General features: G+C 64.7%; 24 protein-coding genes, 1 tRNA gene and 1 riboswitch. Of the genes, 12 read left to right on the top strand and 13 right to left on the bottom strand.

Annotation, left to right across the window (positions count from 1 at the left end; translation table 11 throughout):
- Window positions 1-6: 6 nt before the first annotated feature.
- The 5 genes from dusB to hflX all read left to right on the top strand — a co-directional run bounded on the left by dusB (window position 7) and on the right by hflX (window position 6,522).
- Window positions 7-1,005, top strand: coding sequence for a tRNA dihydrouridine synthase DusB (gene dusB, locus ACJ8FR_RS11470; protein WP_407828753.1), 999 nt, complete (start codon window positions 7-9; stop codon window positions 1,003-1,005).
- 61 nt (window positions 1,006-1,066) lie between these two features.
- On the top strand, window positions 1,067-3,331 hold the full coding sequence (locus ACJ8FR_RS11465) for an ATP-binding protein (RefSeq protein ID WP_407828752.1): 2,265 nt from the start codon (window positions 1,067-1,069) through the stop codon (window positions 3,329-3,331).
- Window positions 3,331-4,713, top strand: a complete 1,383-nt coding sequence (locus ACJ8FR_RS11460; RefSeq protein WP_407828751.1) for a sigma-54-dependent transcriptional regulator — start codon at window positions 3,331-3,333, stop codon at window positions 4,711-4,713. The genes ACJ8FR_RS11465 and ACJ8FR_RS11460 overlap by 1 nt, the downstream gene beginning before the upstream one ends.
- A gap of 10 nt (window positions 4,714-4,723) precedes the next feature.
- Window positions 4,724-5,218: an RNA chaperone Hfq gene (gene hfq, locus ACJ8FR_RS11455; RefSeq protein ID WP_407828750.1), complete on the top strand. Its 495-nt coding sequence runs from the start codon at window positions 4,724-4,726 to the stop codon at window positions 5,216-5,218.
- Window positions 5,215-6,522, top strand: coding sequence for a GTPase HflX (gene hflX / locus ACJ8FR_RS11450; protein ID WP_407828844.1), 1,308 nt, complete (start codon window positions 5,215-5,217; stop codon window positions 6,520-6,522). The genes hfq and hflX overlap by 4 nt, the downstream gene beginning before the upstream one ends.
- On the opposite strand, the gene mazG is transcribed toward hflX, so the two are convergent.
- The 9 genes from mazG to ACJ8FR_RS11405 all read right to left on the bottom strand — a co-directional run bounded on the left by mazG (window position 6,501) and on the right by ACJ8FR_RS11405 (window position 14,901).
- The gene (mazG, locus tag ACJ8FR_RS11445; protein WP_407828749.1) at window positions 6,501-7,253 is read right to left on the bottom strand and encodes a nucleoside triphosphate pyrophosphohydrolase; all 753 of its coding nucleotides are present in this window, start codon (window positions 7,251-7,253) and stop codon (window positions 6,501-6,503) included. The two genes, hflX and mazG, sit on opposite strands and share 22 nt — an antisense overlap.
- A gap of 66 nt (window positions 7,254-7,319) precedes the next feature.
- Complete coding sequence (locus tag ACJ8FR_RS11440) at window positions 7,320-7,892, bottom strand: TIGR02281 family clan AA aspartic protease (protein WP_407828748.1); 573 nt, start codon at window positions 7,890-7,892, stop codon at window positions 7,320-7,322.
- Window positions 7,893-7,903: 11 nt separating this feature from the next.
- Window positions 7,904-8,671 carry an MBL fold metallo-hydrolase gene (locus ACJ8FR_RS11435; RefSeq protein WP_407828747.1) on the bottom strand — a complete coding sequence of 256 codons (768 nt, stop codon included), beginning with the start codon at window positions 8,669-8,671 and terminating at the stop codon, window positions 7,904-7,906.
- Window positions 8,668-9,456 carry a TatD family hydrolase gene (locus ACJ8FR_RS11430; RefSeq protein WP_407828746.1) on the bottom strand — a complete coding sequence of 263 codons (789 nt, stop codon included), beginning with the start codon at window positions 9,454-9,456 and terminating at the stop codon, window positions 8,668-8,670. The genes ACJ8FR_RS11435 and ACJ8FR_RS11430 overlap by 4 nt, the downstream gene beginning before the upstream one ends.
- Window positions 9,453-10,964, bottom strand: a complete 1,512-nt coding sequence (gene metG, locus ACJ8FR_RS11425) for a methionine--tRNA ligase (protein WP_407828745.1) — start codon at window positions 10,962-10,964, stop codon at window positions 9,453-9,455. The genes ACJ8FR_RS11430 and metG overlap by 4 nt, the downstream gene beginning before the upstream one ends.
- A gap of 23 nt (window positions 10,965-10,987) precedes the next feature.
- The gene (locus ACJ8FR_RS11420) at window positions 10,988-11,968 is read right to left on the bottom strand and encodes a DNA polymerase III subunit delta' (protein ID WP_407828744.1); all 981 of its coding nucleotides are present in this window, start codon (window positions 11,966-11,968) and stop codon (window positions 10,988-10,990) included.
- Entirely contained in the window at window positions 11,965-12,591 is a 627-nt protein-coding gene (gene tmk / locus ACJ8FR_RS11415; protein ID WP_407828743.1) for a dTMP kinase, read from the bottom strand. Before tmk ends, ACJ8FR_RS11420 begins: the two co-directional genes overlap by 4 nt.
- On the bottom strand, window positions 12,588-13,766 hold the full coding sequence (locus ACJ8FR_RS11410) for a D-alanyl-D-alanine carboxypeptidase family protein (RefSeq protein WP_407828742.1): 1,179 nt from the start codon (window positions 13,764-13,766) through the stop codon (window positions 12,588-12,590). The genes tmk and ACJ8FR_RS11410 overlap by 4 nt, the downstream gene beginning before the upstream one ends.
- A gap of 40 nt (window positions 13,767-13,806) precedes the next feature.
- Window positions 13,807-14,901, bottom strand: a complete 1,095-nt coding sequence (locus ACJ8FR_RS11405; protein WP_407828741.1) for a lytic transglycosylase domain-containing protein — start codon at window positions 14,899-14,901, stop codon at window positions 13,807-13,809.
- Window positions 14,902-15,015: 114 nt separating this feature from the next.
- Here ACJ8FR_RS11405 and ACJ8FR_RS11400 point away from each other — a divergent pair.
- The 6 genes from ACJ8FR_RS11400 (at window position 15,016) to ACJ8FR_RS11375 (ending at window position 22,030) form a co-directional block, all read left to right on the top strand.
- Window positions 15,016-15,105: transfer RNA gene (locus tag ACJ8FR_RS11400), tRNA-Ser, on the top strand.
- Window positions 15,078-15,587 (top strand): BlaI/MecI/CopY family transcriptional regulator, encoded by a 510-nt coding sequence (locus ACJ8FR_RS11395; protein WP_407828740.1) that lies wholly within the window; start codon window positions 15,078-15,080, stop codon window positions 15,585-15,587. The genes ACJ8FR_RS11400 and ACJ8FR_RS11395 overlap by 28 nt, the downstream gene beginning before the upstream one ends.
- On the top strand, window positions 15,587-17,482 hold the full coding sequence (locus ACJ8FR_RS11390) for a M56 family metallopeptidase (RefSeq protein WP_407828739.1): 1,896 nt from the start codon (window positions 15,587-15,589) through the stop codon (window positions 17,480-17,482). Before ACJ8FR_RS11395 ends, ACJ8FR_RS11390 begins: the two co-directional genes overlap by 1 nt.
- A 67-nt stretch (window positions 17,483-17,549) precedes the next feature.
- On the top strand, window positions 17,550-18,461 hold the full coding sequence (locus ACJ8FR_RS11385) for a hypothetical protein (protein WP_407828738.1): 912 nt from the start codon (window positions 17,550-17,552) through the stop codon (window positions 18,459-18,461).
- A gap of 140 nt (window positions 18,462-18,601) precedes the next feature.
- Window positions 18,602-20,764, top strand: coding sequence for a TonB-dependent receptor plug domain-containing protein (locus tag ACJ8FR_RS11380; RefSeq protein ID WP_407828737.1), 2,163 nt, complete (start codon window positions 18,602-18,604; stop codon window positions 20,762-20,764).
- Between the two features lie 75 nt (window positions 20,765-20,839).
- The gene (locus ACJ8FR_RS11375; protein ID WP_407828736.1) at window positions 20,840-22,030 is read left to right on the top strand and encodes an acyl-CoA dehydrogenase; all 1,191 of its coding nucleotides are present in this window, start codon (window positions 20,840-20,842) and stop codon (window positions 22,028-22,030) included.
- A gap of 4 nt (window positions 22,031-22,034) precedes the next feature.
- Here the strand turns inward: ACJ8FR_RS11375 and ACJ8FR_RS11370 are convergent, their stop codons facing one another.
- From ACJ8FR_RS11370 to ACJ8FR_RS11360, 3 genes are all read right to left on the bottom strand, one after another.
- Window positions 22,035-22,568: a GNAT family N-acetyltransferase gene (locus tag ACJ8FR_RS11370; RefSeq protein WP_407828735.1), complete on the bottom strand. Its 534-nt coding sequence runs from the start codon at window positions 22,566-22,568 to the stop codon at window positions 22,035-22,037.
- A gap of 5 nt (window positions 22,569-22,573) precedes the next feature.
- Window positions 22,574-22,804 (bottom strand): 50S ribosomal protein L31, encoded by a 231-nt coding sequence (gene rpmE / locus ACJ8FR_RS11365; protein ID WP_407828734.1) that lies wholly within the window; start codon window positions 22,802-22,804, stop codon window positions 22,574-22,576.
- Between the two features lie 99 nt (window positions 22,805-22,903).
- Window positions 22,904-23,440, bottom strand: a complete 537-nt coding sequence (locus ACJ8FR_RS11360; RefSeq protein ID WP_407828733.1) for a DUF6580 family putative transport protein — start codon at window positions 23,438-23,440, stop codon at window positions 22,904-22,906.
- Between the two features lie 54 nt (window positions 23,441-23,494).
- Window positions 23,495-23,645, top strand: a riboswitch (cobalamin riboswitch).
- A 92-nt stretch (window positions 23,646-23,737) separates the two neighbouring features.
- Here ACJ8FR_RS11360 and ACJ8FR_RS11355 point away from each other — a divergent pair.
- Complete coding sequence (locus tag ACJ8FR_RS11355) at window positions 23,738-25,591, top strand: TonB-dependent receptor plug domain-containing protein (protein ID WP_407828732.1); 1,854 nt, start codon at window positions 23,738-23,740, stop codon at window positions 25,589-25,591.
- Here ACJ8FR_RS11355 and fabZ read toward each other — a convergent pair.
- Window positions 25,560-26,024: a 3-hydroxyacyl-ACP dehydratase FabZ gene (gene fabZ / locus ACJ8FR_RS11350; RefSeq protein WP_407828731.1), complete on the bottom strand. Its 465-nt coding sequence runs from the start codon at window positions 26,022-26,024 to the stop codon at window positions 25,560-25,562. The two genes, ACJ8FR_RS11355 and fabZ, sit on opposite strands and share 32 nt — an antisense overlap.
- Window positions 26,025-26,029: the final 5 nt, after the last annotated feature.

The raw sequence follows: 26,029 nt of genomic DNA, 5'->3' as shown, positions 1-26,029 counted from the left end.
CTTCCCATGACCGTTCTGAAGCCCATTCACGTCGGACCCGTCCGGATCGACGCGCCGGTGATCCTGGCGCCGATGACCGGCGTCACCGATCTGCCGTTCCGGCGCGTGGTCAAGCGCTACGGGGCGGGGCTGACGGTGAGCGAGATGATCGCCAGCCAGGCGATGATCCGCGAGACTCGCCAGTCGCTGCAGAAGAGCCTGTGGGATCCGGCCGAGGATCCGGTCTCGCTCCAGCTCGCCGGCTGCGAGCCGGAGGTGATGGCCGAGGCGGCGAAGCTCAACGAGCAGCGCGGCGCGGCGATCATCGACATCAACATGGGCTGCCCGGTGAAGAAGGTCGTCAACGGCGAGGCCGGGTCGGCGCTGATGCGTGACCTTCCGCTGGCTGGGAAGCTGATCGCGGCGACCGTTGCCGCGGTGAAGGTACCGGTGACGCTCAAGATGCGCATGGGCTGGGACCATTCGAGCCTCAACGCGCCCGAGCTGGCGCGCATCGCCGAGGACCTCGGCGTGAAGATGATCACGGTCCACGGCCGCACGCGCTGCCAGATGTACAAGGGCGAGGCCGACTGGGCGTTCGTGCGCCGGGTCAAGGACGCGGTCGCCATCCCGGTCATCGTCAACGGCGACATCTGCTCGATCGAGGACAGCCGCGAAGCGCTGCGCCAATCGGGCGCGGACGGCGTGATGATCGGCCGCGGCGCCTATGGCCGGCCGTGGCTGATCGCCCAGGTGACCAGCGAGCTCAGCGGGGGAGGGCATCGCCCCGATCCGAGCCTCGACGAGCAGCTCGCAACCATGCTCGAGCAATATGACGACATGTTGCGGCTGTACGGGACGCACACCGGGGTCAATCTCGCGCGCAAGCACATCGGCTGGTACACCAAGGGCCTTCCGGGATCGGCCGAGCTGCGCAACACGGCCAATCAGCAGGATGATCCGGCAGTTGTTGTCCAAATGTTGCAGGACTTCTACGCGCCGTGGCTCGCGCGCTCCGCAGCCTGAGCAGAAAACCGTTTCAACGACTGTGTTGTTTCTGCAACGCCCATGCTAGGGCGCTCGCCGGATGGATGCGCGTACGGCCGAATCGCCGGTGATTTCAGAGCGGGACAGCTGGCTCCAGCGGGAGCGGGCGAGCGGGCGGTTCTACGACCGCCTCGGCTGGCTCATTGCGGTCATTCTCGCCGGCATCATGGCGTTCAGCGTCTGGCTCCTGCGGCGCGCGGCCGAACCGGGCACCTTGTTGACGCCGCCATTGATTGCGCTGCTGCTGATCGCCAATCTGCTGCCGGCGATTGCGCTGATGGTGCTCTATTCGCGGCGCATTGCGGTCCGACGCGCGGAGCAGGGCGGGCTTGGCAGCGGCCGCCTCCACGTCCGGCTGGTTGCGCTGTTCTCGGTCGTCGCCGCGGTGCCGACCGTCCTGGTGGCGATCTTCGCCTCGCTGCTGTTCCAAAGCGGGCTCGAATTCTGGTTCTCCAACCGCGCCCGCACGATGCTCGAAAACACGGTCCAGGTGGCGCAGGCGACATATCGATACGAACTTGACCGGGTCGGCAATGAAGCAAACACCATGGCCGGAGACCTGACGGGCTATCTCCAGAAAGTTCCGATCGACGATCCCCGATTCAACACTGGTCTGGCCTATCAGACCTATCAGCGTTCGCTCAACGAAGCGGCAATTATCAGAGTAGGTTCGGATGGCGAGCCGCAAACGCTGGCGGTCGCGGCCGGCAATTACGGCGTCAATATCGATGCTCGGCGAATCAAGGCGGCGATCGCCAAGCTTGATTCGCTTCCGCAAAGCGCAGACGTCGATGCCGGTACGCCCAACCGGGTCTCCGTGCTTACGCGGCTGGACCCTGGCACCAATACCTACCTGTATGTCGGCCGGTTTGATCCTCAGATTTCGGCACAGATCAGCCGCGCGAACACGGTGTTGCGCGACTATCACACTCTTCTCGAACGCTCTCGAGCCAATCAGCTGAAGTTCAATGCCGCGCTTCTGCTCGGCGCGCTGGTCATCGTCGGGCTATCGATCTTGACCGCGCTCGGACTCGCCGACCGGCTTGTCCGCCCAGTGGGTGAGTTGGTCACCGCAGCCGGCCGGATCGAGGCGGGCGACTTCTCCGCCCGGGTGCCGGTCACGCGGACCGAGGACGAAGTCCAGACGCTGGCAGCCGCCTTCAATCGGATGACGGAGCGGCTCGAGGAGCAGACCAACGCCCTGCGCTCCGCCAACACCCAGCTCGAAACCCGACGCGCGTTCATCGAAGCCGTACTGTCGAGCGTCACTGCCGGCGTGGTGGCGGTCGACACGAGCCTGAAAATCCTGCTGCTCAACCGTTCGGCCGAGACCTTCCTTCAGAAGGGGCAGGCGGAGATCGAGGGTCAAGCGCTGGCGTCGATCTCGCCCGAGCTCGACGAGTTCATGCGCGGCGAGCAGTCGGAAGCGAACGTGCTGATTCCCGGCGACGGCGGCCAGCGCACGCTGGCCGTCAAGCGCGTGCGTTATCAGGACGGATCGGTGCTGACGTTTGACGACATCACCGACCAGCTGTTCGATCAGCGCCGTGCGGCCTGGTCGGACATTGCCCAGCGGATTGCACATGAGATCAAGAACCCGCTGACGCCTATCCAGCTCGCCGCCGAGCGATTGGAGCGCCGGTTCGGCAAGGAGATCGTGTCGGACAAGGAGACGTTCGAGCGGCTGACCGCGACCATCGTCCGGCAGGTCGGGGATCTTCGGCGGATGGTCGACGAATTCTCGAACTTCGCGCGGATGCCCAAGCCCGTGTTTCGCGAGGAAGACGTGCACGAGATCGCGCGCCAGGCCCTGTTCCTGCATGAGGTGGCGCACCCGGCGATCAGCTTTGCGCTCGACCCACCTGAGGGCGATTTCCGCATGGTCAGCGACCGGAGGCAGCTCGCCCAGGCTCTAACCAACATCGTCAAGAATGCCGTGGAAGCGATTGAATCGCGCCGTAATCGTGGCGAGCATAGCCTGGCGGGCGACCGGGTTGAACTGAAGCTCCAACAGACTGGGGCGCAGCTTGTCATCGACGTGCTCGATACCGGCATCGGACTGCCCGACGACCGCGAACGGCTGACCGAGCCTTATATGACCACGCGGGTAAGGGGGACGGGCCTCGGCCTCGCGATCGTCAAGAAGATCGTCGAGGAACATATGGGCGAGATCGCTTTCCTCGACCGCGCCGGCGGGGGCACGCACGTGCGCATCTCGTTCGACACGGAGAAGCTCCGCGAGCTCGGCGCCGATCCGGGCCCAGACAACAGCAATCGCATTAGCGAACAGGATGAGGAAATCTGATGGCGCTCGAAGTTCTTGTGGTCGACGACGAAGCGGACATTCGCGACTTGGTCAGCGGAGTGCTGGAAGACGAAGGTTACACGGTGCGGACCGCTGCCGACAGCACCCAGACGCTCGACGCGATCGAGGAGCGACGTCCGTCGATGGTATTGCTCGACGTTTGGCTGCAGGGTTCGAAGCTCGACGGGCTGCAGGTCCTCCAGGAGATCAAGCGACGCGATCCGACCATCCCCGTCCTGGTGATCTCGGGTCATGGCAATCTCGACACGGCCGTCGCCGCGGTGAGGGAAGGGGCGGTCGACTTCATCGAAAAACCGTTCGAGGCGGAGCGCCTGATCTATCTCGTCGACCGGGCGACGGAGACCGAGCGCTTGCGGCGCGAGAACGAGACGCTTCGGCTCCAGGTCGGGCAGGAAGACCAGCTGCAGGGCAGCTCGATCGCGATCAACACCGTCCGCGCCACGCTTAAGCGCGTCGCGCCGACCGGCAGCCGCGTGCTCATCTCCGGTCCGCCTGGCGTGGGTAAGGAGATCGCGGCGCGGATGATCCACCAATGGAGTCCGCGCGCGCGCGCGCCGTTCATCGTGCTGTCGGCAGCAATGATGAGCCCCGATCGCGTCGAGGAGGAATTGTTCGGCAGCGAAAACGACGGCGTGATTCGTCCCGGACTGCTCGAACATGCCCACGGCGGCACGCTGTTTTTGGACGAGATCGCCGACATGCCGCTGACGACGCAGGGCAAGATCCTGCGCGTACTGACCGACCAAAGCTATGCGCGGGTCGGCGGGCAAAGGCCGGTAAAGGTGGACGTCCGCGTGCTCTCGGCGACGTCGCGCAATCTCCAGGACGAGATTAGCGCGGGGCGGTTCCGCGAGGACCTGTTCTATCGCTTGAATGTGGTCCCGGTCCGCCTCCCGGCATTGCGCGAGCGGCGCGAGGACATCCCCGAGCTGGTTAGCCATTTCCTCGCCCGGATCGCGGCGGAGCGGCGGATGGCCGCTCCGTCGGTTTCCGAAGAGGCGGTAGCCGCGCTTCAGGCGCATGATTGGCCCGGCAACGTCCGCCAGCTGAGGAACATTATCGAGCGGACGCTGATTCTCGCGCCCGGCGACCGCGTGGCGTGCATCGAACTCGATCTGCTGCCGCCGGAAATCCTTGAAAATCAAAGCGCCATGAGCAGTGCGAGCACGGGCATGGCGATCATGGGTAGCCCCCTTCGCGAGGCGCGCGAATCCTTCGAGCGTGAGTATCTCAAGATCCAGATCCGGCGCTTTTCGGGCAACATCTCGCGTACAGCCTCGTTCATCGGGATGGAACGATCCGCATTGCACAGGAAGCTCAAGGCGTTGGGAATCGGCGAAAAGCGCGAGGGCGAGGAATAGAGGTGCCGCGATGGCCGCGCGATCGCTGAGCCTGCAGGATCATTTCCTGAACAGCCTGCGCCGAGCCAAGCTCCCGGTGACCATTTTCCTGGTCAAGGGCGTCAAACTGCAAGGCGTGGTCACCTGGTTCGACGCTTTCTCACTGTTGCTGCGACGGGAGGGGGCTTCGCAGCTGGTTTATAAGCATTCGATCTCGACCATCATGCCGCCCGAAATGCTGCCCGACTTCGTCGCGACTGCACCTGAGGTCGACGGGGCGAAAGGGAGCCTTCAGGACCAGTTCCTCGCCGCCGCCACGCGCGACAAGGAACGCATGACCTTGTTCCTGATCAACGGCGTGATGCTGCAGGGCGCGGTCACCGGGTTCGACCAGTTCAGCGTCGTCCTCGAACGCGGCGGGCAGGTTCAGCTGGTCTACAAGCATGCAATCTCCACGCTGCAGCCGGCACACCCGCTGACCCTTGGCGGGGGAGGGGCAGGCGAGAGCGAGGGAGGAACGCCCTGAGCACGTTCGACGGCAATGGCGCGATTGAGGTGGCGCGCGGCGAACGCGCGATCATCGCCGTGCCCGAGCTGCCGCGCGAAGGCTCGCGGCGCTCCGCCGAGGCGAGGGTAGAGGAGGCGCGGGGTCTTGCCGACGCGATCGGCATCAACGTGGTCGCGGCGCGGCCGCTGCGCGTCCGCGCGGTCCGGCCAGCGACTCTGCTCGGGAAGGGCCAGGTTGAGGAGATCGCGGCGCTGGCCAGCGACAAGCGCGCCGGGCTGCTGATCGTCGATGCGGCCTTGACGCCAATCCAGCAGAAGAATTTGGAAGACGAGGCCGGGACCAAGGTCATCGACCGGACCGGCCTGATACTGGAGATTTTCGGTGAGCGAGCGGCGACTGCGGAAGGGCGGCTGCAGGTCGAGCTGGCGCATCTCGATTACCAGGCGGGCCGGCTCGTCCGCAGCTGGACCCACCTCGAGCGTCAGCGCGGCGGGTTCGGATTCCTCGGCGGTCCGGGCGAGACCCAGATCGAGGCCGACCGCCGCCTGATCCGCGACCGTATGGCCAAGATCCGGCGCGAGCTCGGCCAGGTGAAACGCACGCGCGGGCTGCATCGCGGCCGCCGCCAGCGCGCACCGTGGCCGGTGATCGCGCTGGTCGGTTATACCAACGCCGGTAAGTCCACTCTTTTCAATCGCTTGACCGGAGAAGCCGTGTTCGCGGAGAACCTGCTGTTCGCGACGCTCGACCCGACCATGCGCGACATCCGGCTGCCCGGCTTCGACAAAGCGATCCTTTCGGACACGGTGGGCTTCGTCTCGGATTTGCCGACCGAACTGATCGCCGCCTTCCGGGCGACGCTGGAGGAGGTGCGTGAAGCTGACCTCATCGTCCACGTTCGCGATATGGCTCACGCAGATCGCGAGGCGCAGCGCGAAGACGTGGAGGACATACTGGCATCGCTCGGGCTTGCGGAAGAGGGCGCGCCGCCGCGGATCGAGGCTTGGAACAAGGTCGACCTGCTGCCGGAAGAAGACCGCCGGCGGCTCGATGAGGAGGCTCGGCGCCGCGCAGACGCCATGCCCATTTCCGCAACGTCGGGCGAGGGGATCGATGCCCTGCGGGGACTCATGGGCGAGAAATTGCGCCACGGCGAGCAGGTGCACCGCATTCGCGTGCCGGCGGGCGCCGGGGAGCGGATCGCCTGGCTGCACTCGCGCGGCGAGGTGATCGAGCAGCATGTCGATGAGGACGAGCTCGAGATCTCGGTCCGGTTGTCCCCCGATAATTGGGCGCGTTTTCAGGGGACCGAGTCGACTTGAGCCTTTTTCGCGCGAGCCCAGAGCGCTTCTTTGTCGTCGAGCGACAAGTCGGCGAAGCCGGGTTCCTGCTCGATTGCCCTAAAGCGCTGCTCGAACTTCCGATTCGCTCCTCTTAACGCGGCTTCTGCGTCGACGTTAAGATGACGTGCGAGGTTCACAACGGCAAATAAGAGGTCGCCGAGCTCGTCCAGCTTGCGGTCGTGATCACTTTCCGCGTCGAGCTCGGCAAGCTCCTCGTCGATCTTGGCCCGAGGGCCCGAAGCATCCGGCCAATCGAAGCCGACCCGCGCTGCGCGCCTCTGCAGCTTGGCGGCGCGATCCAGCGCCGGAAGGGCCAAAGCCACGCCCGCAAGCGCGCTCTTGTCGGGGTCGGCAGCGCGCTCGTCGGCCTTGATCTTCTCCCATAAGTGGTGACCGCCATGCTCGGCATCGCTAAAAATGTGGGGATGGCGGCGTTCCATCTTGTCGCAGATGCGGTCGAGAACGTCATCGAGCGTGAACAGGCCGGCTTCTTCGGCCATCCGCACGTGAAACACGACCTGGAGCTGGAGATCGCCGAGTTCGTCCGCCAGCGAATCCATGTCTTTGCGCGCGATCGCGTCCGCGACTTCGTAGGCTTCCTCGATCGTGTAGGGGGCGATCGTCTCGAACGTCTGTACCGTATCCCATTCGCAGCCGCTGACCGGGTCGCGCAACCGGCGCATGATCTCGACGAGGCGATCAAGCGGCATGGGGGCCCCTCCGCTGCCGCTGATCTGTAAGTATGATAATATGCATTATGTAAAATCCAACTTGGGTCAAGGGACCAGAACCAGCCATCGCCCTTCCACGCCCCAGCGGCTCAAAGACGATAAATAATTCATCCCGAGAACGTTGAGATCGTCATTGTCGGCAATCTCCAGGCCGACGTCGTGCTGGACGATGCCGCCCACACGCAGTTCGGCCGCGCGGCCGTTCGCGACCCGGATAACGCCATTGCCGGTGCGCACGAACTGGTCGCGGCGCGTTGAAATTTCGACCCCCGCCGCCTTTGCCGTCGCCCGATCGATTGTCGTCGTGGTGGCGCCGCTGTCGACCAAAAACCTGACGTCGCGGCCGTTGAGCTTCGCGTCGACCCAGAAATGGCCGTCGATCGCCATCGGGATGCGAGTTTCCCGTCCCTGTTCGACCGGAGTTCCGACGGCTTCAGCCTTCAGGCGTTGCGCAACCCAACCCAAATTGTCACGAAATGTGAAAAGGATAAAGCCCGCTCCGAAGATCGCGACCCAGGCCAGCGCCATGGTCAACATCTTCGCCGCGGGCTCGCGCCTTGAGATCAGCGCTCCAGACACGAGCATGATGGCCATGAGCAGATAGACGCCGCCGAGCATCAGGTCGTTGGTCATCGGAGTTGGATCTCCAGCCCATCATAGGCCGGCGCCGCCCAGTCGGGCAGCTCGGCAACCAGCGTGTGATAATCGAGCCCATTGCCCATGTGCACCAGAAAAAGCTGGCCGACGCCGAGGTCGCGGGCAAATCCGAGCACCCCGTCGAGGTGCATGTGCGTCGGGTGCGGCTTGCGCGTCAGGCAGTCGGCGATCCACACGTCCACGCCTTGGTAGAGCGATGCCATGTCGTCGCTCATGTCGCTGAAGTCGACCGCATAGCCGACGGAACGGCCTGCCTCGTCGAAGCGGAGGCCTAGCGACGTCGGCCCACCGTGCGGCTGGTCGACGAAGCGGACGCGGGCGTTCCCGAAGCGAAGCTCGTCCCCAAGCTGCCGTGCGGCCACGATTGGCCGATAGAAATCCGATTGGCCGAACGCGTAGGCGAAGCGGAGCTCTAGCTCCTCTATGACGTCACCCCGTGCGTGAAGCGGCACCGGGCCACCGGTCGCCTGCGATACCGGCCGCAGCTCGTCGATTCCGTGGCAATGGTCGCCGTGAGCGTGCGTCACGATCACCCCATCGAGCCGGCTGACCTCTGCGCCCAGCAATTGCTGGCGCAGGTCGGGGCCGCAATCGACTAGCATCCGTTCGCCCGAGCTTTCGACGAGGATCGAGGTTCGCAGGCGCTCGTTCCGCGGTTCGTTGGGATCGCACAGACCCCAGTCGTTGCCGATCTTCGGCACACCGGTCGACGTCCCGCATCCGAGGATACGGACCTTCAAGCGGTTGGCCTTTGGGCTTTCTTGAACAGATTGAAGAAGTTGTCCGTCGTCGTCTCGGCGAGTTGCTCGGGATCCTCGCCTCTGAGTTCGGCGACGAACGCGGCAGTGTCGACGACGAAGGCGGGTTCGCATTTCTGGCCGCGGTGCGGGACCGGCGCGAGGAACGGCGCGTCGGTTTCGACCAGCATCTGGTCGGCCGGCAGCCATTTGGCCGTCGCCTGAAGATCGGCTGCATTCTTGAAGGTCACAATTCCAGACAGCGATACATAGAAGCCGAGGTCGAGCCCCGTGCGCGCCAATTCCGCCGAACCGGTGAAGCAGTGGAGCACGCCGGTCACGCCCCCTTCCCTGACAGCGGCGGAGAGGATCTCCGCGGTGTCGTCCTCCGCGTCGCGGGTGTGGACCACAAGGGGCAGCCCCGTCTGCCGCGCTGCGTCGATATGGGCTTCGAAGCGCTCGCGCTGCGCGGCGCGATCTGACTTGTCGTAATAATAATCGAGGCCGCATTCGCCGATTGCAATCACGCGTGGGTGCTCGGACGCTTCGGCCAGCGCAGCCGCGCCGAGGTCGGGATGGGCGTCTGCTTCGTGGGGATGCACGCCGACGCTTGCCCAGACGTCGCTCTCGCGCTCCGCAACCGCGATGATGTCGCTCCACTCGCGCTGGCGCGTCGAGATGTTGAGGAAGCCGGCCACGCCGCGTTGCCGCGCGTTTTCAAGAACTTCGGCCTGACGCTCGATCAGACCTTCGTAATTGAGGTGGCAATGGCTGTCGATCAGCCTCATGCCGCCTCCTCCTCGTCCTCCAGCAGCTCGAGGCGCGGAAATAGCGGCGTCGGTTGCGCGATGGGTGCGCCGCCTTCACCGGCATCGATCACGCTCAGCAACTTGTCGGCAGACTCCGGGATGATCGGCGCGATGGCGACGGTCAGCTTGCGCAGGGCCACCACCAACGTGCCCAGCACCGCGGCCATTCGTTCGGGATCACTCTCGCGCAGCGCCCACGGCGCCTGGGCGTCGACATAGGCATTGCAGGCGAACACGGCGCGGAGCCACGCTTCGATGCCGGCCGAGAAAGCGAAACGTTCGAACGCTTGCGGCACATACTCGTCCACGGTCTTGCGCACCATGTCGAGCAGCTGGACATCGTCGCCGGCGTCACCTCCGCCAGGAAGAACGCCGCCCAAATTCTTGTGGATCATCGATAATGTACGCTGCGCGAGATTGCCGAAACTGTTGGCCAGCTCGGCATTGGCGCGCGCGACGATCGCCTCCGCGCTGTAGCTGCCGTCCTGGCCGAACGAGACTTCCCGCAGCAGGAAGTAGCGCAGCGCGTCCACGCCGAAGCGGTCGGCGAGCACCATCGGATCGACGACATTGCCGACGCTTTTGGACATCTTCTCGCCGCGGCTGAGCAGGAAGCCGTGGCCGTAGACCTGCTTTGGAAGGGCGATTCCGGCCGACATCAGAAAGGCTGGCCAGTAGACCGCATGGAAGCGCACGACGTCCTTGCCGATCAGGTGGACGTCGGCCGGCCAGTAGCGGCCCCACAGTTCCGTGTCGTCAGGATAACCGAGGCCGGTGATGTAATTGGTCAGCGCGTCGAGCCAGACGTACATCACATGATCGTCGCTGCCCGGCACCGGCACGCCCCAATCGAAACTGGTGCGCGAGATGCTGAGATCCTTGAGGCCACCCTCGACGAAGCGGACGACCTCGTTGCGGCGGCTTTCGGGACGGATGAAGTCCGGATTGGTCGCATAATGGTCGAGCAGCGCCTGCTGGTACTTGGACAGCCGGAAGAACCAGCTCTCCTCAACCGTCCATTCGACCGGCGTGCCGTGGGGCGACAGCTTTGATCCGTCGTCGGCCGGCGTCAGCTCGTCTTCCTCATAATAGGCCTCGTCGCGGACCGAGTACCAACCCTCGTAGCGGCCGAGGTACAGGTCCCCCCTCTCCTCCATCGCCTGCCAGATCGCCTGGCTGGCGCGGTAATGGTCGGGCTGCGATGTCCGAATGAAGCGATCGTATGACACGTTAAGAATGTCGCACATGCTTTGGAAAAGTTGAGACATTTTGTCCGAAAATGCGCGTGGCTCGACGCCCTCGCCGCGGGCAGCCTGGGCCATCTTGAGGCCATGCTCGTCGGTGCCGGTCTGGAAGCGCACGTCGCGGCCCTGCTGCCGCTGGAAGCGGGCGATCGCGTCGGCGGCGATCGCCTCATAGGCGTGGCCGATGTGCGGCGGACCATTGGGATAGCTGATCGCGGTCGTGATGTAGAAGGGATCGGCCATGCCGTTGCCCTAGCCGCCGCGCACTACCGCTTCAAGGAAGGGGCGCCGGCAACCTCCGCGAGCATCCCGCCGATCTGAAACACGGTCGCGGCAGGGTCGAGCGACAAACGCGGTGCGACCGCGGCCAGCTCGCGCGCCCGGCTATAGGCGTCGAGCGCCCGTTCGCGGGAAGCCCCGTTCAGCCGGCGCGCTTCGCGGGCGATAAGGGAGGGCGCCAGGTCGAGGAATGCGGCATAGCGGCCCGCGGCTCCCTTCTTCCCCAGTTCGGACGCAAGGTCGGAACGCCGGGCGTTCGTCGGGTCGCCTTGCCGGAGGATGGCAAGGGCCGCATCCTCGAGCTTGGCCAGGCCCAGCTCCGCGAACGCAAGTGCCCGTCCCGCTGAGCCGAACGACACCGAAATGATGCGCTGGCGTTCCGCCGCGGCGAGGGCCGGAGCATGCTGCGTCAGTATTGACGTCATGGCGTCATCGTCGAGCTTGTGGAAATCGAGGCGTCGGCAGCGCGAGCGGATCGTCGGAAGCAAGCGGCCGGGCGCATGGCTGACGAGGAAGAACAGGCTGTTGGCCGGCGGCTCCTCGAGCATTTTGAGCAAAGCGTTGGCGCCGGAGGGCTCAAGCTCGTCGACCGTGTCGATGACTGCGACGCGCCAGTCCGACATCGCCGGGCTGAGGTCAAAGAGCTCGGCGAGGCCGCGCACCTGATCGACGCTGATATTGCGGGCAAGGCCTTCGCCCCGCTCCTTCGGCAGCCGTTCAAGCCAGCGCATATCCGGATGGCTTCCCGCCTCGATCAGCTTGACCATCGGATGGTTGCCGGCGCTGTCCAGTCCGGGCAGGTCGAATGGGGGTCCCGCGGCCTCCGCCAGCACGCGGCGAGCGGCGGCATGCGCAAAGCTCGCCTTCCCCACGCCTTTCGGTCCAGCCAGCAACCACGCATGGTGCAACTTGCGTGATGCCCAAGCGGTTGTGAACTGGTCGACCGCGCGGTCCTGGCCGACGATCACGGCAACAAGTCCGCCAGCGCGTCGATCAACCGCTCAGTGACTTCCTGCGGCGTTCCCGACGCATCGACCAGCTTGACGCGCTCGGGCTCTTCCGCCGCGATGATGTGGAACGCGGCCTCGACCTTGCGGTGATAATCGTCAGAGCGGCCGCCAATGCGGTCGCTTCCGTCGGCGTCCCGGGCGCGCGCCCTTTCAGCCCCGCCTTCGAACGTGAGCACGAGCGAGCGATCGGGAAAATCGTCGCCGATTCCGAAGGCGTTGATCGCGCGCACGGCCTCGATGCCGAGGCCGCCAGCGCCGCCCTGATAGGCGAGCGAGCTGTCGACGAAACGGTCCGAAAGAACCCATTGCCCCCGTTCGAGCGCAGGTCGGATGGTTTTCGCGACGTGGTCCGCGCGTGCCGCTGCGAACAGCAAGGCTTCCGCCGGCGCATTCCAGCGATCCTCGTTGCCGCTCAGCAGCAGGTCGCGGATCCTCTCCGCGCCATCGCTCCCCCCCGGCTCGCGGGTCACGATGACGTCAAGGCCGCGCTTGCGTAGCGCCTCGGCAAGCGCACCAAGCTGGGTCGACTTGCCGACCCCCTCCCCGCCTTCGAGGGTGATGAATCGTCCGCGGGGGCTCACGCCATGCCGAACAACGACTTGAGGCCGAGCCAGATGCGCCCGAAGAAGCCGGCGCGCCCAACGTCATCGCCCGCGACCAGTGGCACGACCTGCGGCGGCGTGTCACCGGTCGTCACCACGAGCTGGGCGACCTCCTGGCCCTTCGCGATCGGCGCCACGAGCGGCCCTTCGTAGCGGATTTTCATTTGCACCGTGCCGCTCGAGAGGCCGGCGGGGACGGTCACAGCCAGGTTCCGGGGTGCGACCAGAGGGACTTGGCTAGAGCTTCCGAGCTGGACCTTGGCAACCCCGACCTTGGCTCCCGCCGAGAATAGCGGCTTGGCCTGCCACGCCCCGAAGCCCCACTGGATTAGCCGCGTCGATTCCTGGACTCGCGCGTCCCAGCTCGGCAGGCCCGCGACGACTTCGATGAGACGGCGTCCGTTCTGATCGGCCGAGCCGGTGAAGCCATAGCCGGCCTCGTCGGTATGCCCGGTCTTGAGCCCGTCCGCGCCCGGAACCTTACCGAGGATCGGGTTGCGGTTGGCTTGTGTGATGTCCTGGTTGGAGCCCAGCGTCTTGCCCCAGGTGAAACTCGGTAACGAATAGAATTGCTTGTACAGCTTGTAATGGTGCTCGATCTCGTACCGGGCGAGCGTCGCAAGGTCGCGCGCGCTGACGTAAGTGACGCCATTGTCGGGCCAGCCGTTGGCGGTCCCGAAATGGCTGTTGGTGAGCCCGATCTTCTTGCCCAGGGCGTTCATCTGGCCGGTGAAGGCCTGCTCTGTTCCGGAGATACATTCGGCGAGCACAACCGAGGCATCGTTGCCTGACAAGGTGACGATCCCCTTGAGGAGGTTCTCGACGCTGACCTGCTCGCCCGGCGACAGGAACATGGTCGAGCCGGCCGCAGGCCCGTGCCATTTCTGCCACGTTTCCGGCCGCACCGTGCACATCTTGTTCAACGGAAGCTGACCCTTGTCGATCAGCTCGAACGCGACGTCGGTGGTCATCATCTTGGCCATCGAGGCCGGCGGCATGCGCGCATCGGCATTCTTGGCGTAGAGCGTCGCGCCCGACGACAGGTCGAGCAGATAGGCGACTTTCGCCGGCGTATCGAACTGCGGCGCGGCTGCGGGAGCAGCGCTTGCGAGGAGGAGCGAGGCGGCGGCGGCGAGAATCATGGTGCGCGGCATGGAGTTGGACAGCTTCCTCAATTCAAGGTGAAGGCTCTGTCTATCGCCGCGCAATCGCGTCCGCCAGAACTCCGACCGAAATCGCGTAGAAATTCGAGCAATTATAATCGAGGATCGCGCGATAGTTCGCGGTCGCAAGGTAAGCGGTCGCATAGGGACCATCAGGCTCGATCAGGCTCGCCATCTCGTTATCGGCAATAGAGCGGCCGATCGGCGTTACGCCGAGGGCGCGCCACTCGCGCATCGTCAGCCAACGGCTATGGCGCCGATAGACCTGCGGACAACGCGACGCGGTGGTCCGCGAGACGATCGCGGCGCGGTTGAGATTGGCGGGCGTGCGGACCGGGATTCCCCAGGGGATGTTCGGCTTCCACCCGGCGTCACGAAGATAAGACGCAATTGAAGCGAGGCCGTCGAGCTCATTGCTCCAAATGTCGGAATATCCGTCGCCGTCGCCGTCCGCCCGCAACCGCAGCGCCACCGAGGGCATGAACTGCGGATAGCCGGTCGCGCCCGCCCAGCTTCCTTTCAGGCGCCAGCGCGGGACACCCTCATCCATCAGCTTGAGCGCCGCGACGAATTCGGTTTCGAAGAAATCGCGGCGGCGGCCGTAATATCCGAGGCTGGCAAGCGCCTGGAGCAGATCGGTGCTGCCGGTGACCCTGCCGTAGCTGGTCTCGAGGCCCCAGATCGCCATGAGCACCGCGGAATCCACGCCGTAGCGCGCTTCCAGGCTGCGCAAACCGTCATAGTGGTCGGAATAATTTGCCTGCCCGCGGCGGATCAGCGATTCGGTGACGTGCGCGCGCAAATATGGCTGCAGCGCGCCGACGACCCCGCCGCTGCTGCGGGCGATCGGTTCGGTGCGCTCGAGTTCGATGACCCATTCGTTGCGAGTGAGCCCGGGAACGTTCGCCTGGACGGTGGCTTCACGCACACCCTGCTGGCGAGCAAGCGCCGCGAGGCGCAGCTTGTAGCCATACCATGGGTCCATGACCGGTACGGGTTGGCTGTAGGATGGCTCGAGGCCGCTCGCCTGCGCCAATTGCACCGGGACACCATCGCGGACCGGCGGCGCGGCTGAACCCAGCGAAGCCGCCGCGAGCCCGATCGCTGCCCATCCATTCGTTCCCAACACGACCTCCTCTACCGGGGCCGAGGCTAGGGTGGAGAGCCCCTACCCCGCTAGCATGGTTCGACGCGCGCCTTGCACAGCTTGTCGTGCCGACGGTATGCGACCGGGCATTAAGGAGAGGTGGCCGAGTGGTTTAAGGCAGCGGTCTTGAAAACCGCCGTGGGTTCACGCCCACCGTGGGTTCGAATCCCACCCTCTCCGCCACTGCCCCCGCTTACGCAGACTCATTCATCTTGCGTTCACGCTACAAATGTAGCACATGTTGGTCCGCCCAAGGCGATTCTGCCGGGCAAAGGGGAACAGCAGTGCTGAGCAAGTTGCCGCCGCGTGAACGCCAGATCGTGGACATCCTCTATGAAAGAGGTGCCCTAGCCGTTGCCGATATCTGCGATGCTTTGCCTGTCCAGCTGAGCGGCTCTGCCGTCCGAGCCATGCTCAAGCGACTCGAAGACAAAGGTTATGTTCGCCGCGCCGGATCGGAACGGGGCTTCCTCTACAGCCCGGTGGTGTCGGACACCGTCGCCAAGAAGTCCGCGCTGAGCGAGATCGTTCGAGTCTTCTTCAACGGGTCGCCGGCCAGTGCGGCGAGCGCTCTGCTCGGCATGTCGGACAAACTCAAGCAAGATGAGATCGACGAGCTCGAGCGGATGATTGCCCGCGCTCGCAAGTCGAAGGGGGGCCAGTAATGCCTGTCCTCATCGGAATTGCGCTGAAGTCGCTGCTGATCGCGGGCCTCACGCTCGGCCTGCTCCAGCTGATGCGAAATCGCTCCGCTGCCGAGCGCTCGTGGGTCGCGCATGTCGGGCTGCTGGCGTTGGTAATCGTGGCTTTTGCCCCGCTCGTCCTGCCAAGCTGGACTGTGCGAGCGCCTTCGATCTTGGATCGCGCTCACCTGGCCGCGACGGTGTCGCAGCCAGCTGCAAGCGCCGTGAGCGCAAAGGCTGTCGTGGGGACGAGCGCGACGCCTATGTCCGTCGCAGCGGCACCCACCGCTTCCGTCCACCGCGCATCCGCGGATCCGGTCCTCGACCCGATTGCGGCGTCGACCGCGCTTTATGCGATCCCCGCGGCCATCCTCTTGTTGCTCACCTTTCTCGCCCTTGCCCGACTGGTCGCGCTCCGAGCACGCGCCGAGGTGCTCGTCGACGCGCACTGGTTGAGTGCCCTCGCCCGCGCGCAGCGGCGCATGGGGTTTAAGCACGGCACCGCGCTGCTCACCAGCAATGAGCTCGCCTCGCCGATCAGCTGGGGCGTGATGCGTCCGGTGATCCTGCTCAACAGCCGGGCCGTCGAGGCGACCGCGGAAGCCGAGGCGATCATCGCCCATGAGCTCGCCCACGTCGCCCGGATGGACTGGATCAAGCTCCTGCTCGCCCGCATTACGACGGCCTTGTTCTGGTTCAATCCCCTCGTCTGGGCGCTCGCTCGCGAGGCGCACCAACTGCGCGAGGAAACCGCCGACGATACCGTGCTCGCCGCTGACATCTCCGATACGGATTATGCCCAGCTGCTGGTGGGAGTCGCCAGGCACGAGTGCCCCGGCCTGCTGCTTGGCGCGCATGGTGTCGCTCCCTCGAAAAGCTCGCTGGCGCGGCGGGTGGCGCGCGTGCTCGACGGCAAGTCGGTGCGGGGCCCGGCCGCGCGCGGTTTCGCAGCCGGCGTGTTTGCGGGCGCGGTGCTCGTCGCCGCCCCGCTTGCGGCGCTTACGTTCACTCCAGCGGCGCCAAAGACGCTTCCGACTGGATTCCTCGGTCTTGCGGCCGCAAGCTCACCGGCGGCCTCTTATCCGGAAGGTTCCGGCCAGGCAGCCGACCTGCCCCACATCATCGCCAGGGGCGTCTCGGCGTCGGTGACCACCGCTGTCGCGGCGGCGACCGCAGTGACGCCGGACATTGTCAACCAACAGCAGCGGAATTTCCGCGTGGAATCGCCGAACGGCGCGACGGTCGAGGAGGTCAACGGGAAGCTCGTCTCGACCGGGCCCAACGGGGCGACGGTGACCATCTATCCGCCGGACGCGAACGGCCGCAAAAAAATCGTCGCGCGCGCAGCAAATGGGGCGACCTCAGTCACCTATGCGAATGCCGATGATTGGGCCGATCGCCACCACAACAAGGCCATCGACCGGGCCATCGAGATGAAGGCCGTCGGGGTGACGCCCGAATATGTCGGCGCGATGCGCGCCGCGGTTCCGCGGCTCGGCGCGGTCGAGTTTGAGGATTTCGCCCAATTCAAGGCGGTTGGGGTCACGCCGGAATTCGCCCGCGATCTCGTTTCCGCCGGTTTTCCATCCATCACTGCCGACCAGCTGACCGAGGCGCGAGCCGTCGGAGTGACGGGCGCCTATGTCCGGGCGATGCGCGCGACGGGCCTGCAGGGAAATATCGACGATTTCATCGAGCTTCGCGCCGTTGGCGTCGATCCCGGCTTCGCAGCGCGGGTCAAGGCCTCGGGGCTCAAAGTTCGCAGCGCCGAAGATCTCGTCGAGCTGAGGGCGATCGGAGTTACCCGTCCGCCAGTACCCCCAATTCCCCCTGTTCCGCCGCGTGCGTGGAACCCGGACCCGAACCCCGACGGCTGAACCCTCCGCCCCTGGCCTCCCGATCTGAATCTATGCCGCATTCGAACCGCCCGCTTCGGGCGAACGGGTGAACTTTGCCCACCGACTCCAAAGGAGAACCAACATGACCGGTCGTCTCGCTCTCACCTCCGCCGCGCTGCTTGCCTTAGGCACGATCATTTCGGCCGCCCCGGCAGCGCCCGGCAACGAGATTCGCTTTTCCCTCGAAGCGCAACATGGCGACGCGGCGAAAATCCGGGCGAATTTTCGGGACGACAGCAATGGCGCTGACCGTAATAATTGGTCGACCGGTTTCCTCCCCTCCGAACTCGTTGGGTTGGAGGTGTCCTCCTTTCGCGCTGCCGGCTCCCGACCGCTTCACTTCGCCATAGTCCGCGAAGCCGGGCACCTCGACTGCGCCGGAAATGGCGGCGGCAATTATGCGGTCGGTGGCTGCCGTTTTACCGACAATGCGGCGTTCACGCAGCTGCTCGTCAGCCGCGGTGTCGGGCGGGCGAACCGCGAGCAGGCCTTCGGCCTGATGGCTGTGAACGCGCGGCGCGAGGTCATCGATGCGGTCGCCGCAGCTCACTATCCCACGCCCAGCATCGACGACTTGATGGCTCTCGCCGCGCTCGGTGTCGACGGCGCGTACATCAGCGGAATGGCCCGAGCCGGCTACCGGCCGGGTACGATCCACTCCCTTGTCGAGTTCAAGGCGCTGCGGATCACACCCGAGTGGATCGCCGGGTTCGCTCGGGTGGGTTACGCCAATCTACCCGGCGATGACTTGGTGCAGCTGCGTGCTCTTGCCATCACGCCAGAGTATATCGCCGGATTCCAACACCTCGGGTACCGCGACTTGGCAGTCAGCCAACTCGTCGAGCTGAAGGCGCTCAACATCACGCCCGAGTTCGTTCGGAACGCAGTTGGTGAGCAGTTGGCGATGCCGCCCGTCAACCACCTCGTCGAGATGAAGATGTTCGGCCGAGCGCATTGACGAAGCCACAGCGGTCCATTCGTCGCTTCGTATGCCGGATGGGCGCTTTGGTCGAACTGTTGGCCGATTGATCGACGCCTCATGGCGACCGGAAAGCCAGGTCGCATAGAGGTGCCGGCGGAACATCCAAAGGGGATATTGTGACGCGCACGCTGTTGCTCGCAACGGCCGGAATGGCTGTGCTTACCGTGGCAAACGGTGCGGTCGCCCAACCCGCGACCACCGCACCCGTCCAGCCAACCGCGCGAGCCAGCCGGACGACGGTCTATGAGGCCGGCTTCTTCGCTCAATATGCGCCGCGGAGCGCCCTCGACATGGTCCAGCGTGTCCCGGGCTTCTCGCTCGACCTTGGTGCGACGCAGACCCAGCAGGGCAGCGTCGACGTGCGCGGCTTCGCCGGAACCGCCGGGAACGTTGTCATCAACGGCGCGCGGCCAAGCACCAAGGCGGAGACGATCGATGTCACACTGTCGCGGATTCCGGCACAGCAGGTGATTCGCGTCGAGCTTGGGCCGGGCGACCTCTACGGCTCGGATTATGCGGGGAAGAGCCAGGTCCTCAATGTGGTCCTTTCGCAGCAGTCCGGGATCGACGGCAACGTCACGGCCTCGGCCAAACGCTGGTACAGCGGTTTCATAAACACCGACATCCAGGGATCCGCACTGATCCGCCGCGGGGCTTCGACTCTCAATTTCTCGGCGGGAACAGGCCGTAATCGCCAGATCGAGGAAGGCGACGACGACCTCAGGGTAGTCAGCACTGGCGAACTCCTCGAGCACCGGCGCAAGCACAACAGCTATTTCAACAAGGATCCGTTCGTGTCCGCCGCTTGGGGCGTCGAGCATGGATCTGATAAGGCTTTCCATCTCAATGCCCGCTGGCAGCCGAGCAGCTTCGACTTGTTTCAGAGTAACCGCGTAACGCCCACCGGCGCGCCACAGCACGACGACAATTTGATCCAGACCTACCGCGACCCGGTGGTCGAGCTGGGCGGAGATGTCACCCGGCCACTGGCCAAGGGCGCCTTGAAGTTCGTCGCGCTGGCGACGCGGCGCAAGCGCAACGACGTCGATCAATACATTCAGCACGATGGCCTGCTGTCCAACAATGCTGCGGTCGATGGCGGGTTTGAGCAACATGTACGTGCGCATCGGAACGAGACCATCGGGCGCGTCAGCTGGACGCGCGCCAACCTTTTGGGGCTGTCCTTCGAAGCCGGTGCAGAGGCGTCGTATAATACCTTGCTCGACAGCACCGATTTGTTCGCGATCGACGAGAACGGCCAGGAAGAGCGGATCGACCTTCCGATCGCCAATGCGACGGTCAAGGAGAAGCGCGGCGAAGTCTATGTCAACGTCGGCAAGACGCTGTCGCCGTCGCTGCGGATCGACGGTGGGATCAATTACGAATTCTCAAATCTACGGGTCAGCGGAGACGCTACCGCGAACCGGACGCTGAAATTCTTGAAGCCCAGCCTGACGGTCGACTGGAAGCTTGGCGGCGGCTGGCACAGCCAGCTCTCCATCCGCCGGACCGTGGCGCAGCTGAATTTCTATGATTTCATCAGTTTCGGCGACCTCTCGGTCAAACGCGTCACGGGAAGCAACGCCGATCTTCAACCGCAACGGTCGTGGGAATATCACGCGACCATCGAGCACCCGATTCTCGTCGACGGACTGTTCAAGCTCGACGTCGGGCACGACCAGGTCAGCTTGCTCCAGGATCAAATCCTGATCGTCGACGACCGCGGCAATGCGTTCAGCGGCCCGGGCAACCTTGGCACCGGCAAGCGCGATTTCGCGTCATTGACGCTCGACGCACCGCTCGGCGGCCTGTGGTCGGGGCTTCGCGCCAAGCTTACCGGCACACTGCAACGGACTCGGGTCGAGGACCCGATCAGCCATAATCAGCGGAAGTGGAGCGGCTACTGGCCGGCGTGGCAGTGGGACTTTACGGTACGGCGCGACACGGGACGAATGTCGTACGGCTTCGAGCTTAACGACAATCAGCGGTTCACTTTCTATCGAACGGACGAATTCGACACCAACATGAACCGCGGCCCCTACATGACGGCGTTCGTCGAATATCGGCCGACGCCGCGCCTGGCGGTCAACTTCAGCGTCGACAACGCATTGGATACCCATGCGGCCCGAGACCGGATCCTGTTCCGGCCTGATCGCGCTCATCCGATCTCCGTGTTCGACGAGTTCCGCGATCGCGATCGCCACCCGAGCTTCCAGATCACGCTGAAGCAGAGCTTCGGCGGCGCGACTGGGACGCGGGTTGCGGCGAAGGGCCAGTGACCGCCGGCGGGGTGGCGCGTTTGGCGCGCCACGGCTAAGAGCCGCCCGACTTCATTAAATGCGGGGATCCAAGCCGTGGCCGAGCCAGCCATCCTGCCGTTCGACTGGCAGGATCCGTTCGATCTCAATCACCAGCTCACGGACGAGGAGCGGCTCGTCCGCGACACGGCCGAGGGCTACGCGCAGGAGAAGCTGCTGCCGCGGGTGACGAGCGCCTACATGGAAGAGCGGTTCGACCGCGAGATCATGAGCGAGTTCGGCGAGCTTGGTCTGCTCGGAGCGACGATCCCGCACGAATATGGCGGCGCGGAGCTTGGATATGTGAGCTACGGGCTGATCGCTCGAGCAGTCGAGCGGGTCGATAGCGGTTATCGCTCGGCGATGTCGGTCCAGTCGAGCCTCGTGATGTACCCGATCTACGCCTACGGGTCGGAGGAGCAGCGCAAGAAATATCTCCCGAAGCTGGCAACTGGAGAATGGATCGGCTGCTTCGGACTGACCGAGCCCGATTCCGGCTCCGACCCCGGCAGCATGCGGACGCGCGCCCAGAAGGTGCAGGGCGGCTATGTCATTTCCGGCACCAAGATGTGGATTACCAACTCACCCATCGCCGATGTGTTCGTCGTCTGGGCGAAGTCCGACGCGCATGACGGGAAGATCCGCGGCTTCGTACTCGAAAAGGGCGCCAAGGGGCTGACCGCGCCGAAGATCAAGGAGAAGCTGTCGCTTCGCGCCTCCGTCACCGGCGAGGTCGTCATGGACGCCGTTGAGGTCGGCGAAGACGCGCTTTTGCCCAATGTCGAAGGCCTCAAGGGGCCGTTCGGCTGCCTCAACCGGGCGCGCTATGGGATTAGCTGGGGCTCGATGGGCGCGGCCGAGGCATGCTATGCGGCCGCGCGACAATATACGCTCGACCGCAAGCAATTCGGGCGCCCTCTCGCCGCCAACCAGCTCGTTCAGCTCAAGCTCGCCAACATGGCGACGGAGATCACGCTCGGTCTGCAGGCGTCATTGCGGGTCGGCCGCCGACTCGAAGCAGACGAGCTGATCCCGGAGACGATCAGTCTGGTGAAGCGCAACAATTGCGGCAAGGCGCTCGAGATCGCGCGGATCGCGCGCGACATGCACGGCGGCAACGGCATTTCCGCCGAATTTCACGTGATGCGCCACGCCGCGAACCTCGAGACGGTCAACACATATGAAGGCACGCATGACGTGCATGCGCTGATCATGGGCCGGGCGATTACGGGTTTGAGCGCCTTCTAACCGGTCAGCCCCACGCCGGGCGCCTGAGCACCAGGGTTGGGCTGTCGTGATAGACCACCTCGGTCACCGGCTCGAACCCAAGCCGTTCGGCCAGCTTCAGCGAAGGTGCGTTCGCCGGGGCGATGATCGCCCACAGCGGCGTTGGGGAAAGATTGTCCTTCGCCCAATCGAGCACCGCAGCGCAGGCTTCCGAGGCCATCCCCTGCCCGTGCGTCTCGGTATCCAGAATCCAGCCCATCTCGGGCTCATCGCCGAATTCGGGCTCGATATCGCGCCAGGCGGTGAACAGGCCGGCGTTGCCGATCAACTTGCCATCGGCTTTGCGTTCGACTGCCCAGGTTCCGAACCCGTTGAATTGCCAATTGCCCACGGCCGCGAGCAGGCGGCGCCAGCAGTCTTCCGCCGTTGCGGGCGCAGGTCCGAAATGACGATGGACCTCGGGCTGGCGAAGGATCGCGTGATAGGGGCGGAAGTCGTCCTTGCGCCAATGCCGCAGGACAAGCCGGTCGGTTTCAATCCGCGGTGCTTCGCGGAGCAAGCTGCTTATTTCTTACCGAGCGTCAACCCGCCGAAGCGCTTGTTGAAACGCGCGACCTGGCCGCCCGTATCGAGCAGCTTCTGGTTGCCGCCGGTCCAGGCCGGGTGCACTTTCGGGTCAATGTCGAGGTGGAGGGTGTCGCCTTCCTTGCCCCAGGTCGAACGCGTCTGGAACTTGGTGCCGTCGGTCATTTCGACGTTGATCATGTGATAATCGGGATGAGCGCCGGACTTCATGTTATTTTTCCTTGAGTTAGCTGCTGGTTTCCGACCAGCGGCAACAAGTTGAGCGGCGCCTCTACAGGGGCGGTCGAAAAGTTGCAACCAACCGGCGGATCAGGCCGCTTGCGGCGCCCTGCCCTGCCGCAGCCGGGGCGCGGCATGCTCGGCCACGCGCAAGCCACCGAACAGCAGCGTTGCGTAGAACAGGTCGCCGGCGAGCGTGTTCTGGAAGAAGGGAATCGCCGCGACATAGCAGCCGACGAGCCCGCCGGCGGTATGGGGATACATGCCGCTTAGCGCCCAGGTCCCGAAGTTGCTGACCAGGAAAAAGACGATTGCGCTGGCGAGTGCGGCGCCGGCAACGCGCAGCACTGAGACCCGAGACAGGGCGACCCACCCCACCAGCACGATCAGCGTAACCGCCAGATAAGTGATCCACATCCCCGAATAGAAACCGAGTATGGCATCGCTAAGCAACATGGCACCCAGAGGTGCGGCGAAGGCCAGCGGGCGGCGGCCGAGATAGGCGCCGCTGAACAAGGCCATCGCTCCGATCGGCGTGAAGTTGGGCGGATGCGGAACCAGGCGCAGGACGGCGGCGACGAGGATCGCGGACAGGATAGCGACGATGCGGCTGTAGTTGACTGTCATGGGCCTCCCCTTAGCCGCGACAAGCACAATTTGACAGCCCGCCACGGGCGAGCTTAGCACGGCTTCGACTGGGGTGCCGCCCACGGACGCAAGTCCGGCGGGGGCGGTTCAAAGGGAAGCCGGCGAAAATCCGGCGCTGTGCCCGCAACTGTGAAGCCGAGCTTGCTCGGCAAGTCAGGAACCTGCCTTGGTCCGTCGTCCGTTTCCTCGGCCGGGTCCAGCCGCGGGGCGTGGGCCTCGCTGCCTTCAGGCGGCGCATCCCTCTGTGACGACAGGTTCGTCAACAGGGAGGATCACATGCCCGCATTGCCAATAGACACCAACCAGATCGTCATCACCGCCTCGCGCGTTCCGCAGCAGGAAGCGCAAACCCCCGCGAGCGTCACCATTATCGACCAGCAAAGGATCAAGCGGCTCGATGAGCCGCTGGTCAGCACCCTGCTGCGGCTGACGCCCTCCGTGGCAGTCGCAACATCGGGGCCTGCCGGGTCCTTCACCGAAGTTCGCATCCGCGGGGCTGAGAACAACCACACCTTGCTCTTCATCGACGGCATTCGGGCGAACGACCCCGCGAGCGGCGATTTCGCTCGCTTCGAGCTGCTGAACGCAGACATCGCCTCTCGCATCGAGGTGCTTCGCGGCCCACAATCGGCCTTGTGGGGCTCGGACGCAATCGGCGGTGTCATCGCCGTCAATGGCACGAACGACCACGCGGGGTACGCGGCGGCCGCCGAAGCCGGTTCCTATGGATTCGCGCGCGGCAGCGGTTCCGCCGCAATTTCCAGCGGAGAGACACTTCTGGCCGGTGCCGTCGGCTGGCAGCGGGCAACGGGTATCGATAGCTTCGGCGCACCCGGCGGTGATAGGGATGGCTATCACAATCTAGCCGCGCGGCTGCGGGCTTTGGCCGCGTTGACCCCGAATGTTCGACTTGGCGCTGCGGGCTTCGCACTGAGCGGATACAGCGAGTTCGATGGTTATGACCCGGTCACATTTGCGCGGACCGACACGCTCGACAACAGCCGGAACCAGCTTGATGCAGGGCGTGTCTGGGTCGAGTATGGCAGCAAGGCATCCCTGTTGAAGGGGCATATCGGCGCGTCGCTGCTAAACTCGTCGAACCGGAACTTCCTTGCCGACACGCCGGTGAACCGCACAAGCGGAACACGCCGCACCGTCGACGCCCAAGTCGAGCGACAATTCTCTGCCGGGGCATTGGATCAGACTCTGATCTTGGCAGCAGAGACGGAGCGCGAAACTTTCCATGCTCGAGGCCAGAGCTCGGGCCTATCCACCGATCAGGACCGTGGCCGCCGTCACAGCGCGCTTACGGCGGAGTGGCGCGCGAAAGGCGGTCCGGTCGTCGCCGACGTCGCGCTTCGCCGCGATTTCTTTGACCGGTTCAAGGACGCGACGACCTTCCGCGCTTCTGCGCTCGCGGATGTCGGCCGGGGATTCGCGCTCGCCGGCTCGTTCGCCGAAGGAATGGCGCAGCCAACCTTTTTCGACCTCTACGGGACCTTCCCCAACAACTTTATTGGCAACCCGTCGCTGGAGCCGGAAACGTCTCGCGGATTCGAAGGGTCGCTGCGCTTTCGTCGGTCAACCGTCAGCGCGTCCATGACAGCCTATCGGCAGCGCCTGCGCCATGAGATCGTCGATGTGTTCAATCCGGCGACCTTCCTGCTGAGCACGGCCAATAGCGATCAAGTCAGCAATCGTTGGGGCGTGGAGGCTGAAATCGGCTGGCAGATCAAACCGCACCTCCGCCTCAGCGGCAATTATTCGTTCCTGCACGCGACCCAGCCGGATACGATATCGGGACGGCAAGTTCGTGAACTCCGCCGGCCCAAGCACAGCGGCGCGGTCGTAGCTGACGGGAGCAGCGGCCCCTGGAGCTATGGCGCGTCAATTGCATATGCAGGTTCGCATCTCGACGTCTTGGAAGTTCCGCCGTTCGGAATTGCGCGCGTGAAGCCTTACTGGCTTGCCGGCGGGCGGGTCGCTTACACGATCAGGCCCGGCGTTGAGCTTTTTGCGCGCGGTTCGAACCTGTTGGGCGCCAACTATCAGGAAGTCGCCGGCTACCATACCGAAGGCCGAGCAATGTTCGCGGGGATCAGGCTGGCGGATCGGCGATCATCGCCGTGAAGCTCGCCTCTGCGGCGAGGTTGCCGTCGACGCTCGCGCGGCCGGCGAACTTGCATACGCTCGAACGCTTCTGGACGAACTCGACCTCGAGCTTGAGGAGAACCCCGGGTTCAACGGGCTGCCGAAACTTGGCGCCTTCGATGGCCATGAAGTAGACAAGCTTGCCCGAGCCGGCGAGGCCGAGCGCCTCGACCGCGAGAACGCCCGCGGCCTGGGCGAGCGCTTCGATGATCAGCACGCCCGGCATGATCGGTCGTGCCGGGAAATGCCCTTGGAAGAACGGCTCGTTGATTGTCACCGCCTTGATCGCGACGATGCCCTTGTCCGGATCGAGGCTCTCGATCCGGTCGACGAGCAGCATCGGATAACGATGCGGCAGCGCCGCCATCACCCGCTTGATGTCGAGCGGACCGATGGCGGCGCTTTCAGTCATCAGTA

The organism is Sphingomonas sp. (genome assembly GCF_045810705.1).
Taxonomy (GTDB): Bacteria; Pseudomonadota; Alphaproteobacteria; order Sphingomonadales; family Sphingomonadaceae; genus Sphingomicrobium.
This window is presented reverse-complemented; position numbering and strand designations above follow the sequence as displayed.

Excerpts from the sequence above, each read along its gene's own strand:
- fabZ (WP_407828731.1), bottom strand. The coding sequence starts at position 26,024 with ATGACTGAAAGCGCCGCCATCGGTCCGCTCGACATCAAGCGGGTGATG.
- ACJ8FR_RS11440 (WP_407828748.1), bottom strand. The coding sequence starts at position 7,892 with ATGCTCGGCGGCGTCTATCTGCTCATGGCCATCATGCTCGTGTCTGGA.
- ACJ8FR_RS11430 (WP_407828746.1), bottom strand. The coding sequence starts at position 9,456 with ATGAGGCTGATCGACAGCCATTGCCACCTCAATTACGAAGGTCTGATC.
- ACJ8FR_RS11360 (WP_407828733.1), bottom strand. The coding sequence starts at position 23,440 with ATGACAGTCAACTACAGCCGCATCGTCGCTATCCTGTCCGCGATCCTC.
- metG (WP_407828745.1), bottom strand. The coding sequence starts at position 10,964 with ATGGCCGATCCCTTCTACATCACGACCGCGATCAGCTATCCCAATGGT.
- ACJ8FR_RS11465 (WP_407828752.1), top strand. The coding sequence starts at position 1,067 with ATGGATGCGCGTACGGCCGAATCGCCGGTGATTTCAGAGCGGGACAGC.
- ACJ8FR_RS11460 (WP_407828751.1), top strand. The coding sequence starts at position 3,331 with ATGGCGCTCGAAGTTCTTGTGGTCGACGACGAAGCGGACATTCGCGAC.
- rpmE (WP_407828734.1), bottom strand. The coding sequence starts at position 22,804 with ATGAAGTCCGGCGCTCATCCCGATTATCACATGATCAACGTCGAAATG.
- dusB (WP_407828753.1), top strand. The coding sequence starts at position 7 with ATGACCGTTCTGAAGCCCATTCACGTCGGACCCGTCCGGATCGACGCG.
- ACJ8FR_RS11390 (WP_407828739.1), top strand. The coding sequence starts at position 15,587 with ATGCCTGTCCTCATCGGAATTGCGCTGAAGTCGCTGCTGATCGCGGGC.
- hfq (WP_407828750.1), top strand. The coding sequence starts at position 4,724 with ATGGCCGCGCGATCGCTGAGCCTGCAGGATCATTTCCTGAACAGCCTG.
- ACJ8FR_RS11410 (WP_407828742.1), bottom strand. The coding sequence starts at position 13,766 with ATGCCGCGCACCATGATTCTCGCCGCCGCCGCCTCGCTCCTCCTCGCA.
- mazG (WP_407828749.1), bottom strand. The coding sequence starts at position 7,253 with ATGCCGCTTGATCGCCTCGTCGAGATCATGCGCCGGTTGCGCGACCCG.
- ACJ8FR_RS11355 (WP_407828732.1), top strand. The coding sequence starts at position 23,738 with ATGCCCGCATTGCCAATAGACACCAACCAGATCGTCATCACCGCCTCG.